The organism is Luteibacter rhizovicinus, from assembly GCF_004342265.1.
GTDB classification, from domain to species: domain Bacteria; phylum Pseudomonadota; class Gammaproteobacteria; order Xanthomonadales; family Rhodanobacteraceae; genus Luteibacter; species Luteibacter rhizovicinus_B.
In genome coordinates this window covers 12,273-26,331 of the sequence record NZ_SMCS01000004.1, presented here as the reverse complement: position 1 = coordinate 26,331, position 14,059 = coordinate 12,273, and the positions used below count along the sequence as shown (strand labels likewise).

Annotated in this window: 10 protein-coding genes; 2 read left to right on the top strand and 8 right to left on the bottom strand. The window is 64.0% G+C overall.

Annotated elements, in window-relative coordinates:
- Nucleotides 1-179: 179 nt before the first annotated feature.
- Together EC912_RS10970 and EC912_RS10965 are read right to left on the bottom strand one after the other, a co-directional pair.
- On the bottom strand, nt 180-2,900 hold the full coding sequence (locus tag EC912_RS10970; RefSeq protein WP_132144645.1) for a putative bifunctional diguanylate cyclase/phosphodiesterase: 2,721 nt from the start codon (nt 2,898-2,900) through the stop codon (nt 180-182).
- Between the two features lie 84 nt (nt 2,901-2,984).
- Nucleotides 2,985-3,761, bottom strand: a complete 777-nt coding sequence (locus EC912_RS10965) for a TenA family transcriptional regulator (RefSeq protein ID WP_132143924.1) — start codon at nt 3,759-3,761, stop codon at nt 2,985-2,987.
- A gap of 269 nt (nt 3,762-4,030) precedes the next feature.
- On the opposite strand from EC912_RS10965, the gene EC912_RS10960 reads away from it, so the two are divergent.
- Nucleotides 4,031-6,094, top strand: coding sequence for a M13 family metallopeptidase (locus EC912_RS10960; protein ID WP_132143922.1), 2,064 nt, complete (start codon nt 4,031-4,033; stop codon nt 6,092-6,094).
- A 95-nt stretch (nt 6,095-6,189) separates the two neighbouring features.
- On the opposite strand, the gene EC912_RS10955 is transcribed toward EC912_RS10960, so the two are convergent.
- Nucleotides 6,190-7,305 (bottom strand): glycoside hydrolase family 18 protein, encoded by a 1,116-nt coding sequence (locus EC912_RS10955; RefSeq protein ID WP_132143920.1) that lies wholly within the window; start codon nt 7,303-7,305, stop codon nt 6,190-6,192.
- 56 nt (nt 7,306-7,361) lie between these two features.
- On the opposite strand from EC912_RS10955, the gene EC912_RS10950 reads away from it, so the two are divergent.
- A complete protein-coding gene (locus EC912_RS10950) occupies nt 7,362-7,538 on the top strand; it encodes an oxidoreductase-like domain-containing protein (protein ID WP_132143918.1) in 177 nt (58 codons plus the stop codon).
- Between the two features lie 10 nt (nt 7,539-7,548).
- Here the strand turns inward: EC912_RS10950 and EC912_RS10945 are convergent, their stop codons facing one another.
- From EC912_RS10945 to EC912_RS10925, 5 genes are all read right to left on the bottom strand, one after another.
- The gene (locus tag EC912_RS10945) at nt 7,549-8,289 is read right to left on the bottom strand and encodes an ABC transporter permease (RefSeq protein ID WP_207906824.1); all 741 of its coding nucleotides are present in this window, start codon (nt 8,287-8,289) and stop codon (nt 7,549-7,551) included.
- Nucleotides 8,286-9,218, bottom strand: a complete 933-nt coding sequence (locus EC912_RS10940; RefSeq protein WP_132143916.1) for an ABC transporter ATP-binding protein — start codon at nt 9,216-9,218, stop codon at nt 8,286-8,288. The genes EC912_RS10945 and EC912_RS10940 overlap by 4 nt, the downstream gene beginning before the upstream one ends.
- Nucleotides 9,215-10,354 carry an ABC transporter permease gene (locus EC912_RS10935; RefSeq protein ID WP_132143914.1) on the bottom strand — a complete coding sequence of 380 codons (1,140 nt, stop codon included), beginning with the start codon at nt 10,352-10,354 and terminating at the stop codon, nt 9,215-9,217. Before EC912_RS10935 ends, EC912_RS10940 begins: the two co-directional genes overlap by 4 nt.
- Before the next feature lie 3 nt (nt 10,355-10,357).
- Nucleotides 10,358-11,314 carry a glycine betaine ABC transporter substrate-binding protein OsmF gene (osmF, locus tag EC912_RS10930; RefSeq protein WP_243649238.1) on the bottom strand — a complete coding sequence of 319 codons (957 nt, stop codon included), beginning with the start codon at nt 11,312-11,314 and terminating at the stop codon, nt 10,358-10,360.
- 160 nt (nt 11,315-11,474) lie between these two features.
- Nucleotides 11,475-14,057, bottom strand: a complete 2,583-nt coding sequence (locus tag EC912_RS10925) for a glycoside hydrolase family 31 protein (RefSeq protein WP_132143912.1) — start codon at nt 14,055-14,057, stop codon at nt 11,475-11,477.
- Nucleotides 14,058-14,059: the final 2 nt, after the last annotated feature.

Genomic DNA, 14,059 nt, shown 5'->3' with positions numbered 1-14,059 from the left:
CGATTTCTGCGGGAGCGCGCCTGCGCGCGAAAGCCAACGGAGCGAGGAAGGTCCGCGCTCACATCGCGAGCCCGCCGTCCTGGCTGCGGATACCACCCACGGCATCCTCGCTCCGTTGGCTTTCGCGCGCGGGCGCGCTCCCACAGGAGTTGTTGAGTTCCACGGGAACCGAGAGGGCCTCACGCCCTCTTCGGCGGCACCAGCGTCAGTTTCTTCGCCGGCTGTTTCGCATTCGGCGCGAGCAGCCGCTCGATCTCTTCCGTGGGCAGCGGGCGCGAATAGAGGAACCCCTGTCCCTCGGCGCATCCCGCGCGCAGCAGGAATTCATGCTGTCCCTCGGTTTCGATACCTTCGGCAATGGTGTTCAGATCGAGGCTGCGCGCGATGGCCACCATCGCTTCGGTGATGGCGGCGTCGTTGGAACTATTGGGCAATCCGGTAATGAACGAACGGTCGATCTTCAGGAATTTGACGGAAGGCAGCTTCAGATACGCCAGCGACGAATAACCCGTACCGAAATCGTCGATCGCGACACCGATACCCAGTCCATGCAACGCGAGCATCGTGCGCTGCGTGTCTTCGCCCAGGTGAAGAATCGCGCTTTCGGTAATTTCCAGCAGCAAACGTTTGGCCGGCAAACCGGTAGACGTAAGCACCGCACTGATGCCGGCAACGAAATCGGGATGACCCAGCGACCCCGCCGAGACATTCACCGCGATGCGGATGGGCGGCAGATGGGCTTCGTCCCAACGGCATACCTGCGCGCAGGCGGTTTCCAGTACCCAGCGGTCGATCAGCCGGATCAGCCCGAGACTTTCGGCGATAGGAATGAACTCGTCCGGCGTCACGTTGCCGCGATCGGGATGTTTCCAGCGGATCAGCGCCTCGACGGCGACGATCCGGCCGGTGCGCAGCTCGACGCTGGGTTGATACACCAGATGGAACTCGTTGCGTACCAGCGCCTGGCGAAGATCCGCCGCCAGTTGCAAACGCCTGCGGGCATCGGCATGCATCTTCGGCGTGTAGAACCTGAGCGCGTTGCGCTCTTCGGACTTGGCCGTATACATCGCCGCGTCGGCGTTCGCGATCAGCGTTACGGGATCGCCACCATCCAGCGGAAAACCCGCGATGCCGATGCTCGCGCTGAGGAAAATTTCGTAGTCGCCCAGATCGAACGGACGGGCCAGCGCACCCAGCAATGCCTGCGCCACCTCCGACGCTTCCTCGCGGGAACGCAGATCGGGAAGCAGGATGGTGAACTCGTCGCCGCCGATACGTCCCGCGACATCCTTGCGCGCCAGCTGCGCACGGATGCGGTCGGCCACGCGGACCAGCAACGTATCGCCGATCGCATGGCTATAACTGTCGTTGACGACCTTAAAGGCATCGAGGTCGACGAACATCACGGCGATCGCGCCCCGGCTGTGCGTGGCGCGCGTTATCGCTTCGCTGCACAGACGCTCGAATTCCGACCGGGTAACCAGACCGGTCAGCGGATCGTGTGTCGCCAGGTGTTGCAGACGTTGCCGGTCCGCCTTGCGTGCGGTGACGTCGGTGAACACGGCGACGTAGTGTTGCGGCCGCCCCATGCCATCGCGGATGGCGCTGATGCTGAGCATTTCCGGATAAGTCGTACCGTCGGAACGACGGCTTTCCACTTCGCCTACCCAGTTCGCGCCTTCGGCGACATCGTCCCAGATGATCTGCGGCAACGGACGTCCATCGGGTAGCGTGCGCGTGGCATCGAAACGCGTATGCCGGAGCGCCTCGGCCGGGATGCCGGTCAGACGTGTATGGGCCTCGTTGGCGGTCGTCACACGACGGTCGGCGTCGGCGATGATGACGCCCTCGGCGATGCTCGCCAAAGCCTCGGCGGCGATGCGGCGTTCCTGTTCGATCGCCACGCGCTCGGAGATATCGCGCACGATCGCCTGACAGACGCGACGATCGCCCCATACGACCAGACTGCTCTGCGTTTCCACGGGTAGTGTGCCGCCCTCGGGCATGCGCAGCGAGCCGACGCCCGATTGCGGCGATCCTTCGGCGAACAGACTGCCGAGGTCGATCCCCAATAATTCCGCACGGGTGCAGCCGATCCACGATGCGGCGCGCTGATTGACGTCGAGAATGCGCCCCGTGGCCTCGTCCGCGATGAAGATCGCGTCCGCCGCACTGTCGAAGAGCAGGCTGTAACGCTCTTCCGTACCGCGAATGCTGGAAAGAATTCGTCCGGCCATGCGCAGCCACAGCAACGATGCCAGCGCGGCCACGCCAAGGACGGCGAAGAACAACACCTGTCCCAGCCATACGGCGCCATTGGCGATCTGCAGGGAAAACAGCTTCGCTCGCGGTTCGATATAACGGTTGAGCGCGGAGATCCTCGCGCGTACGGCGCGAATATCCGCTGGCGGCGGCGTCCCCTTCGCATAGTCGTGCTGAAGCCGGTCGGCGATCTGGTTCAGTTCTTCCAGACTGCCGTCGACGGAACGCCACGCGACATTGGCTTCCTTCATGTAAGGAAGACTGGAAAAGTGTTCGAACATGAACACCATGCCGGGAATAGCCACGGGGATGACATCGCCCCGCGCGAAGGAATCTTCTACTTCCTTCTGGTCGAAATTGCCGGCGGCGATGGCGTCGCGCGCCCAACGGTCGGCTATCAGAATGGAGTAATTGGTGTGGAAGCCCTGGAGATGCACCGCGTCCCCGGTGGAAGCGTAATCGTCCAGATCGATCACAGCCTGCTTCTGCGCCTTGGCCCAGACACTCTCGCCGTTGAGAAAACCGGCGAGAATGACCTGAGTCTGCAAAGCTCCCCACGTGAGCAGGAGAATCAGGGCAACGACGGCCACGAGCGCATAGGCCAGGGGCCTCAGGCGCCGCAACAGAGGCTGTTGCATGCCAGCATGGGTTCTGCGCATCGCGGCCCTCGTTCAACCAAAGCTCACGTCAATAATGCGCCACTTTGCTACGGCGACGCCCCGTTATGCCGCAACTTCGTTCATATTGTCGAACGTTGCCGCTGCGTCCATGCACCTGTCGAGGGTAATGCTCATACTGACGTAACTGCGGCGGACGCACTCCTGAATGTGCTCCACTTCGTCGATCGGCGGATTGTTTCCAAGCAACGCGCAGACGATTTCCAGAGCCTCCCACGGATGGGTATCGTCATAAGCTGCATGTAACTGTAGCCACCGCAGGCTGGCTTTACGGCCGATAATCGGCAAACTTTCGGCGTAGGCCTTGCTTTCCCAGATCAGCTGGGACCAGTCCCCGGTCGCCCCTTCCACGGCATAGTTGGTCGCGGCGATGCTCGCAGCCAGCGAGTCGCGGCTGCTGACCTCCTCGCACCAGCTGGCCAGCGCCTGGGACCCCGTCGGTGCCACTCCATTGAGCACTTCCTCGCGCGCGACGCCCGCGCCTTCGGCCCAGTTGAGCCAGTAATCGGCGTGGTTCTGCTCGACGCGGATATTACGGACCAGCCAGCGGCGGGCCATGTCATCGCCCTGACTGCGGCCATAACGGGTTTTCAGCAGACTATGCGACATATAGGCGGGAAAACGTTCGATGACGGGCCACACGCCCACCATGAAGTTGCGGGTCGATACCGGGTCGAGACGAGCGGCGCGCATGGCGTCCCACATCTCGTGTTCCACGATGCCGTGCCGCGCATCCGAACAGGACGACACCATATCCTGTGCCCAGATGGGATAGCTTGAAATGTCCATCAGGGGGCCGGTAAGTTCGAAACGAGCGTTCATATAGATCTCCAGGTCTGTTATCTGCTTAGTGAGATTTGACGCGGAAGCCGGCCCGGGCGACCCGTGGCCGGCCCCCTTCCGGCGCGGGATGGGCGCCGGATGGTCATTACTGCACAACAGCTCGCCAACGGGCGGCGCGACGGGGTTAATGGCGCGTTTTTCAGAAAAATCGTGCCGAAAATCGCTTCTGGGCCATTGGTCATAGTCACAACGGCCCCGGCGGGGACTATCGTGGGCGCCCAATCCGTCCTTTAAGAAGGTGCGCGCCCATGGCCCGTTATCGCTGGATCTTCGCTACCGCCGTCGCCTGCGGCGCGTCCGCCCTCGCGGCCAGTCCCGCGCCCTCGCCGGCTCCCGAGCCCGGCGGCGTCGATCTGGCCGGTATCGACCGCGCCGTCCAGCCCGGCGACGACTTCGACGGCTACGCCAACGGCCACTGGCAGAAAACGGCGGTCATCCCCGCCGACCGCTCCAGCACCGGCATCTTTCTGCAGGTGTTCGAGAAGGCCGAGAAGCGCAACGCCGAACTGGTGAAAGCCGCGGGCGAAGGCAATCCGGCCAAGGGCAGCCAGGCACGACTGATCGCCGACTACTACAAGGCCTTCATGGACGACGCCACCATCGAGAAGGCCGGCCTGAAGCCGCTGTCCGCGGAGCTGGGCGCCATCGATGCCATCGGCACGCCGGCCGACCTCTCGCGCGTACTCGGCGGCCAGTTGCGCGCCGACGTCGATCCGATCAACGCCACCAACCTGCACACCGATCATCTGTTCGGCCTGTTCGTCGCGCAGGGCCTGGAAGACCCGTCGCACAACCTGCCCTACCTGCTGCAGGGCGGCCTCGGCATGCCCAATCGCGACTACTACCTCGAAAGCGGCAAGGACATGGTCGCGGCGCGCGAGAAGTACCAGGCCTATATCGTCGCGATCCTGAAGCAGGCCGGCACGCCCGACCCGGAAGGCAAGGCACGCGACATCTTCGCGCTGGAAACGAAGATCGCTAAAGCACAGCAGAGCATCGTCGAAAGCGAGGACATCCATAAGGCGAACAACCCGTGGCCGATTGGCGCATTCGCCACGAAGGCCCCCGGCATCGACTGGTCCGCTTACTTCAAGGCCGCTGGCCTCGATACCCAGAAAACCTTCATCGTCTGGCAGCCGGACACGGTGACCAAGCTTTCCGCCCTCGTCGCCAGCGAGCCAGTCGCCACCTGGAAGGCTTACCTGCGTTTCCACGCGATCAGCGAAAACGCCGGACTGCTGCCCAAGGCTTACGACGATCTTTCGTTCGACTTCTTCGGCCACACGCTGCAAGGCACGCCGAAGCAACGCGATCGCTGGAAGCGCGGTCTTGCCCGCACCAATAACGACCTCGGCGACGCGGTAGGCCAGATCTACGTCAAGAAGTACTTCCCGGCATCGTCCCGCGCGGAAGTCCAGACGATGGTGGACAACATCCTCAAAGCGTTCGATGACCGCGTCGACACGATCGACTGGATGACTCCCGCGACCAAGCAGAAGGCCAAGGCCAAGATCGCGACCGTCAAGGTCGGTGTGGGCTATCCCGATACGTGGCGCGATTACGGTTCACTGGATATCCGTCCGGACGACGCACTCGGCAATCACCTGCGCGCCGAGGCATTCGAATACCACCACCAGGTCGCCAAGCTCGGCCAGCCGGTGGATCGCAACGAATGGTGGATGACGCCGCAGACGGTCAACGCGGTGAACCTGCCGCTACAGAACGCGCTGAACTTCCCGGCGGCCATTCTCGAAGCGCCGTTCTTCGACCCGAAGGCCGATGCCGCCGCGAACTACGGATCGATCGGCGCCGTCATCGGTCACGAGATCAGCCACAGCTTCGACAACACGGGTGCCGAATTCGATGCCCAGGGCCGTCTGGCCAACTGGTGGACCGACGCCGATCAGCAGCATTTCAAGGCCGCGGGGCAGCGTCTGGTCGAGCAGTACAACCAGTACGAAGCCCTGCCGGGTCTGCACGTCAACGGCCAGCAGACGCTGGGCGAGAACATCGCGGACGTATCGGGCCTGGCCATCGCTTATGCGGCCTATCGCAAGTCGCTGGGCGGCAAGGAAGCGCCGGTGATCGACGGCCTGAGCGGCGACCAGCGCTTCTTCCTGGCCTTCGCGCAGTCCTGGCGTTCGAAGACCCGCGACGCGGCGCTCCGTGCGCAGATCATCGGCGATGGGCATGCGCCGGGTCGCTTCCGCGCCCAGACCGTGCGCAATATCGATGCGTGGTATGAGGCATTTTCGCCCAAGGCCGGGCAGAAGCTTTATCTCGATCCGAAGCAGCGGGTGAAGATCTGGTAAGTCGTCGGGGCGATGAAGCGTTCGGCTTCATCGCTTCGTTGGCCTTCGCCCGCTTGCGGGCGAAGGCCAACGAAGCGGCGACGCGGAACGGCTGATTACTTCAGCCCATTCCAGATCGCATCCACCAGCTCGCCATGCTCGTCATGGCTCTGCTCCCAATACATCACCCCACCCAGCTTCTCGGCCTTCACATAGGCCGCCTTCGCGGCAAGCGACTCCGGATCGTCGTAACTGACGAACCGATGCGTCGTGGGGTTCCACAGGTACGGCGCTTTCGCCTCCGCATCCCAGTAGCGGATGTACCCGTTGCGGCCGATGAAGTCGCGCTTCAGTTCCGGCCAGTCGTGCTCGCCCTGATAGTGGCCATAGGTCTGGTACAGACCGTTATGCGCGTCGCGCACATCCGCGAACTCGCGGCCATAGAACGCCGCACCGACAAACAGCTTGCGCGCCGGCACACCGGCGGCTTCGAACTGACGTACCGCGCGATCGGTCGTACGCGAATCGGCTGCGGCAAGCGCCGACGCATGCAGACCGGAATGATGTCCGCTGGTAGGCGTCATGCTGTTGTGGAAGTCGTAGGTCATCAGGTTGAACCAGTCCAGCAACGGATTCACCGCGGCAATGTCGATACCGTCGACGAAGGGACCGTCCGCCGCCGCGATGCTGAGCGTGTAGTGCTTTCCGCCACCCGCACGATCGAGGCTGGAACGTACCGCGCGCAGCAGCTCGGTGAAGTTCGGACGATCGAGCGGACTCGACGCGATACCGCCTTCGTTATGCCCCGGGTATTCCCAATCCACGTCCAGGCCATCGGCACCGTTCGCAACGATCAGCGCCGCGGCACTGTCGGCAAAGCGCTGCCGCGTCGCGGGCGTCATCGCCGCCTCCGAGAAACCGCCGGCGGTCCAGCCACCGACGGACACCACCACGCCAAGCCGTGGCTGCCGGCGCTTCAGGGTGACGACTTTCGCCAGATTGGCGCGCGCCGCGTCGTCGAGCGTGACGGCGCCGTCCTGCACCTTGGCGAAGGCGAAAATCAACGTGTCGATATGGCTCACGTCCAGCGTTTCCAGCCCATCGAAACGCGCGATATAGCCCACGATGCGATAAGAAGCCGCCGGTTGCGGCGGCGCGCTCGCGCATGCGGCAAGCAGCACGGCAACCAGCGAAAGCGCGACAATGCGCAGGTAAATCCAACGACGACGCATGTTCCAGCCCCTTCCGGTGAAACCACCGATCTTCGCAGGACGTAAGCTATATCGCCATGACTTCGACCGACGATCCCGAACCCCAGCCGCCGCCGGAACCCGACGCGGAGGAGTGCTGCGGCGAAGGCTGCGTGCGCTGCGTTTACGACGTCTACGACGAGGCCATGGAGCGCTATCGCGAGCGGCTGGCGGCATGGAAAAGCCGGCACGGGTCGCCTGCCCCACCGCTGTAGGAGCGCGCTCCTACACAAGCCCTCTGCGCACGTACCGCTCGATCCATGCCAGCACGGCATCGATCGACATGGCCAGCGCGGCGACAAGCAGCGCACCCTGCACGACATACGCGGTGTTGTTGGAAACCAGTCCCTCGATAATCGGCGCGCCCAGCGTCGATGCGCCGACCGCCGAGCCGATGGTCGCCGTGCCGACGCTGACGATCGCCGAAAGCCTGACACCCGCCATGATCGGCCCAGCGGCCAGAGGCAGCTCGACCTCCCACAATTTCCGCCATCGTCCGTAGCCCATGCCGTCGGCGGCATCCAGCGCGGGACGCGAGACATTCTCGATCCCCGCCACCGTCTGACCCAGTACCGGGAGCACTCCGTACAGACATAAAGCGAGCAACGTCGGCGCCGCACCGAAGCCAAGCAGCGGCACCGCGATCGCCAGAACGGCCACCGGCGGAAACGTCTGCCCGATCACCGCGACCGCGCGCACCGTCGGCAACAGCGACCGCGTGGCCGGACGCGTCGCGAGAATCCCGATACCCAGTCCAAGCACCACCGCGATCAGCGTAGCCATACCGACCAGGCCAATATGCGCGGCCGTCAACGCAACGAAACTCGTACGCGTATAAACCGGCGCGCGCAGTTCGGGCATCCAGGCATGGAAGACCGGCCCCATCCGCGGCAGTGCGATAAGCAACAACGCAAGCGCGAGACAGGGCCACGCGATACGCCATGCGCCGCGTCCGGCGATCGTCACGGTTTGCGCGCCAGCAAATCGGTGAGATGCAGCACGCCCAGCGTTGTGCCCTTCGCGTCGCGCACACGAAGCACATCGCTTCCGTGCTCCAGCATCGTTGCCAGAGCCTGCTGCAATGTCGCATCGGCATCGACCGCGGGAGCCGAGGATGCTTCACCATCACGCAGCACCGAACGAACACGGCGCACGGAAAGCTCGCGCAACCCCGGATTTTCGCCACCCACAAAAGCGCGCACGCGCTCGCAGGCGGGATCGCGCAGCAGCTCCAGCGGCGTACCGACCTGGAGCAACCGGCCGCTTTCCATCAGGCCGATGCGCTCGCCCAGACGAAGCGCTTCGTCCATGTCGTGGGTGACGAAGACGATCGTCGTTCCCGTCTGCGCATGGATCGCCTGGATGCTGGACTGCAAGGCATCGCGGGTCAGCGGGTCCAGCGCGCCGAAAGGTTCGTCCATCAACATGATCGCCGGCTCGGCCGCCAACGCGCGCGCCACCCCGACACGCTGCTGCTGACCTCCCGACAAGGCATGCGGATAACGGTCGAGAACGTTTTCCCCATCGAGCTGGAGCATCGCAATCAGTTCGTCCACCCGCGCACGGATACGCGCCGCCGGCCAGCCGAGCAAGCGCGGTACCGTCGCGATGTTCTCCGCCACTGTTCGATGCGGAAACAGTCCGACCGACTGGATGGCGTACCCGATCCCGCGACGAAGCGATGCCACCGGAACCTCGCGCACATCGCGTCCGTCGATGCGGATCGCCCCGTCGTCGATGGAAATCAGCCGGTTGATCGTGCGCAACAGGGTCGACTTGCCAGACCCCGACGGCCCCACCAGCACGAAGAGTTCGCCGCCTTCGATGCGCAGCGAAAGATCGTCGATAACCGCCGTCTCGCCGTAGCGCCTGGTCACATGGTCGAGTTCGATCATCCGCGTCGCTCCGTCAACATCAGTGCCGCCTGAAACACGAGGTCCGCCAGCAAGGCCAGCGCAATGATCGCCAGCGTACCGAGCAACACCATATCGATGGCACCCTGGCCCACGCCGAGGAATACGAATCGCCCCAGACCGCCCGCGCCGATCAGCGCGGCCACGGCAACCATGCCGATCGCCTGCACGCTGACGATACGCAGACCCGCCAGCAGAACGGGCCACGCCAGCGGCCATTGCACGCGTGCCAGCACCTGCCAGCGCGTCATACCCATACCGCGCGCGGCCTCGACCGCATCGCGCGGCACGCCATCCAGGCCCGCGAGGGTGTAACGCACCACCGGCAGCAAGGCGTAAAGACATAGCGCGATGACCGCCGGTGCCGCGCCCGTGCCACCGAATCCCAGGGCCTGAAGCGAGGGCATGTGTTGCGCGAGCCAGGCCAACGGGCCGATCAGCAGCGCGAACAGCGCGATCGAAGGCACCGTCTGCACCAGCGACAGCACACCCAGGATGCCGTTGCCTGCCCGCCGGCGCCGCCATGCGATCCAGCCGAGCGGCAGACCGATCGCCAGCGCGAGTCCCAGCGTGCCCAGTGTCAGCAGGAGATGGATCCGCAGCGCGGTGGCGAAGACGTCGCGCTGCGCGGCGTATTCGCGCACGAGAGCCAGATCGGCGAATGCACCGCTCCAGCCCGCCACGACAAACGCGACGACAACGCCGGTCCATATCGCCAACTGCACGACACGACGCGCCCCACGTAGACGATCGAGCAACAGCAGCGCCGCTGCCAGCCACATGATCCAGAATCCCGCGCCCAGCTGGATCCGCGTTGTGTGAACCGCCGCATCCGCGAGCAGCCGATGCGCGCCCGCGCCCGCCAGAAGCGGAAGTCCGACGAGGAGCGCGCACGCTATCGACAGTCCACGCTTCGTCGCCAGCAACGAGCACGCCAATCCCCAGCACCACAATGCCAGCACGACCCATCCGCCCATCGCCGGCGGCACATGCCAGAGCGCGAGCGCGCTGCCCGACAGAAGCCGGTTCGGTGCGACCTCGAGAAACGTACCCGTCGTCGCGGCAAGCAGGCCGACAGCGGATAGCAGCGCAAGAGGAAGGTCGGTACGTGTACTCACGCGTCAGTCCGAAAGATGCCGGGAGCGAAGATAGTCCGCGGCAACGCGCGCCGCATCCTCTCCGTCGATCTGCGTACGCGCATTCAGGCGACGCAAGGTATCCACCGTCAATGGCGCGAATGCCGCCGCGAGCGCGGCCCGAATTCGCGGATATCGGGCCAGCACGTCGGCCCGCACCACCGGCGCGGGCTGGTAGACGGGTTCCACGCGACGCGTATCGTCGAGTACGACCAGCCCCGTGACAGCCAGCGCACCGTCGGTCATATACACCATGCTCGCATTCACTCCCGACGTACCCTCGGCGGCAGCCTTGATCGTGGCCGACGTGTCGCCACCCGCCAGCACCAGCAACTGCGAGCCACGCAGCCGGAAGCCGTACGCCTGCTGGAACGCGGGCAATGCCGCGTCGCTTTCGACGAATTCGGCGGAGCCGGCCAATAGCACGCGGCCACCCGTATTCACCCAGCGAGCAAAGTCGTCCAGCGTCGCCAGATGCGCCGGGGTGGCCACGTCGCGACGCACGCCGATGGCCCAGTGATTGTCGGCGGGCGCGGGATCGAGCCAGATCAGCCGGTTCGCCTTTTCGTCGAGCGATGCTGCGAGGGCGTACGCCTGTTTTGCATCGCGGAACGCGGGATCGCCTTCGCGATGGAAGAAGAAAGCCGCGTTGCCGGTGTACTCGGGATAGATATCCAGATCGCCATGTAGCAAAGCGCGTCGCACGATCGACGTGGGGCCTAGCTGCGTGCGGTCTTCGACGGGAATGCCTTCGTGGCGCAATACCTGCAGCACGATCTGTCCGAGCAGCGCTCCTTCGTTGTCGGCTTTGGAGCCGACGCGCACGGCGGTCTGGGCCTGGGCGATGCCGAAAGAAAGAGCCAACAGTACGAGGAAGGCAAACACACGATGCATCATGGCACCCTCACCACCAAGACCATCCTCACCGTCATTCCGGCGCACGCCGGAATCCGCGGCGACCGCGTGGGGCAAGCGAGCGCGTAGCACAATGTAGCTCTTTGGAAAGAGCGCCTACGTTGGCATATCGCGACAACCGAACGCCTCGCCGTGGATTCCGGCGTGCCCCGGAATGACGGCGAGGGGTAAGTGACGTTTGCTCCGATCACCACCCCAACCGCTCCACAAACCCACGCTTCAACTCATCGTCGATCGGCGTCGCCGCCACACTGTCCGGCAACGCCGCGAACCGCCGCTCGAACTCCCGCACCGCCTCGGCAAAGCGCGCGGCGCGACCCGCGTTATCCCCCTCGTCGACCGTATAGGCAAGCACGCGCGCCGCCTGTCCCGCCAGATCGATGTCATCGGGGAGTGCCGAAATATCGTTCCACACCTGCTTCAGATATCCCACCGCATCCCGCGCGCGCCGCATCCGGTGCAGCAAGCCAGGAGGCTTCGCATACACGGGATCGAACCGTGCGACGATGTCATGCGCCTCGTCGACGGATGCCGGTTCCAGCTCCACGCGTATGCATAACCACATCGTATCGAACAGCCAGGTACCCGGCGCCGGCGTCGCGCAGTACGGCAATTCGCGGCCGTTGACTTCGACAGCGTCGGGCACGTCGGAGTCGAGCAGTTCCACGGTATATGCGCGCATCGCCGGCTTGCCCCGGTACGAACCCTCCATCGCATCGATATGCACGCGATGCGTCTTCGTTCCGTGCCTGCTTCGTACCTTTGTCCGCGCATATTCGCCGCGCTGGTATCCCTGCGTCGCGCCATCGTCGTCGTATAACGACGCATCGCCTTCCGCTCCCGGAAACACCTGCAGCGTAAGCGTGGAAGGAACCGTCGAAAGATGCCGCAATCCCTCCGGATAGAGTGGAATCACGCTGCCCGGCCGTACGAAAATCGGAATTTCGTGGAGCCCGTAACTGCGTTCGAACACCTGGCCGCCTTCGAACGATTCCGCGCCGCCACGGCTGTACCAGAGGCCCGGCGGCAGCCAGACCGGAAACGGCGCCGCGCCATCCTTCAACGGCACGGTAACGGGCGCGACCAGCAAGTCGTTTCCGAACATGTATTGCCCGGGGACGTTGTAAGCCATGTCGTGTTCGGGCCAGTCGTAATACATCGGCCGGACGATCGATACGCCAGTGTCGTAGGCATCGCGCGACGCGCCATAGATATACGGCGCCAGGCGGTAGCGCAAACGGATCGCGTCGAAAATGGCGTCGCCATACGGCGGACCGAAATGCCATGGCTCCTTGTGCAGACTGGCTTCCTTCGCCGAATGCGTACGGAACACGGGACTGAATACGCCGTACTGCATCCAGCGCGCATAGAGTTCCGGGTCGAGGTGCCGGTCCTCGCGCGGAATGCTCTTATCGAAGGTATGGCCACCGATATCGTGGCTCCAGTAGCCATACAGCACGTTGGACGCCATGGCGGTGAAGTGCGGCTGATACGCCAGCGATGTCCACGTGATCACGCTGTCGCCCGAGAAACCGATCGGATAGCGATGATTGCCCAGCCCGCCCCAGCGATGGTAAATCAGGCCGCGCGCGTCGTCGTGGCGCTGCATTTCGGTAAAGAACACATGGTTGAGCCACCAGGTGTTGCTAAGGCCGGGCATCGCTTTCGAATCGGCCCACTGCTGCCAGTCGAGCCACCAGAAATCCACACCCTGCTTTTCGAGCGGATGCAGGATCGTATCGAACAACGCGCGCATATACGGCCGGGATGTGCCCTCGTAGGGAATCGGCGCCTTTGTCGACGTATTCCACGACAACTGCCGGGCCATCGCCTCGTACTTTTCCTCATGCGGCATCACCCCGGAGGCCGGATGCAGGTTGAGGGTAACGTGGAGCTGCTCGCCATGCGCCCAGCGCATGAAGGCCACCGGATCGGGAAACAGGCTGCGGTTGAACGTATAGCCTGTCCAGCCGGATTTTTCACCGAAGACATCGGTGTGCTCGTGCCCTTCGCGCAACGAAAGTCCCGGCGTCGTATGCCAGTCCATGTCCAGCACCAGCACGTCCAGCGGGATACGTTCCTTGTCGAAGCGCGCGACGAGAATGCGCAGCTCCTCGTCGGAATAGTTCCAGTAACGCGACCACCAGTAACCGAACACGAAGCGCGGCGGCATGGGCTGCGGACCGGAAATGGCGGCGAAGTCCGCAATCGCCGTATGGAACGCGCGGCCGTAACCGAAGAAATAGAAATCCTGGTCGCCCTCGCCCTTGCGCGGCAATACCCAACCGTCGTCGTCGATACGGAAGCTCGCCGAATCGTCGATCACATGCCAGCCGTCGCGGGCGAGCAGACCGTCCTCCAGAGGCAGCTTGCTGCCATCCTGCCAGGTATCGCCGTCGTAGCGATCCAGCGTGCGGTATGTGCCGCCAAGGTTTTCCCGCTGAACCGTCCCCGGCACCCAGGTCGTCCTGCGATCGCCATCGATCACGTCAATGGCCAGGTTGACGGCATCGAAGGGACCATCGCCCTTCGTATAACGCAGCACCAGCGAGCCCGTGTCGATCGTCAACGTCCGTTCGTCCTCGTCCAGACGAAACGGTGGCACCGGCAGCGCCCGATACACGGCGAACTGCGTCCGCTCGTCGTCGAACACGCCGATAGCACTCCACTCCAGACGGATAACCCGCGGCGTCAGCACCGTGAAGCGAACATTCCCGCATACGACCGTCGCACCTTCGTGCGCGATAGCGCAGTCCCGTGGGCTTGGCATGG

What these genes read in the sequence shown, in the direction of transcription:
- EC912_RS10925 (WP_132143912.1), bottom strand. Translation starts at nt 14,057, where the DNA reads ATGCCAAGCCCACGGGACTGCGCTATCGCGCACGAAGGTGCGACGGTC.
- EC912_RS10950 (WP_132143918.1), top strand. Translation starts at nt 7,362, where the DNA reads ATGACTTCGACCGACGATCCCGAACCCCAGCCGCCGCCGGAACCCGAC.
- EC912_RS10960 (WP_132143922.1), top strand. Translation starts at nt 4,031, where the DNA reads ATGGCCCGTTATCGCTGGATCTTCGCTACCGCCGTCGCCTGCGGCGCG.
- EC912_RS10955 (WP_132143920.1), bottom strand. Translation starts at nt 7,305, where the DNA reads ATGCGTCGTCGTTGGATTTACCTGCGCATTGTCGCGCTTTCGCTGGTT.
- EC912_RS10965 (WP_132143924.1), bottom strand. Translation starts at nt 3,761, where the DNA reads ATGAACGCTCGTTTCGAACTTACCGGCCCCCTGATGGACATTTCAAGC.
- EC912_RS10970 (WP_132144645.1), bottom strand. Translation starts at nt 2,900, where the DNA reads ATGCAACAGCCTCTGTTGCGGCGCCTGAGGCCCCTGGCCTATGCGCTC.
- EC912_RS10940 (WP_132143916.1), bottom strand. Translation starts at nt 9,218, where the DNA reads ATGATCGAACTCGACCATGTGACCAGGCGCTACGGCGAGACGGCGGTT.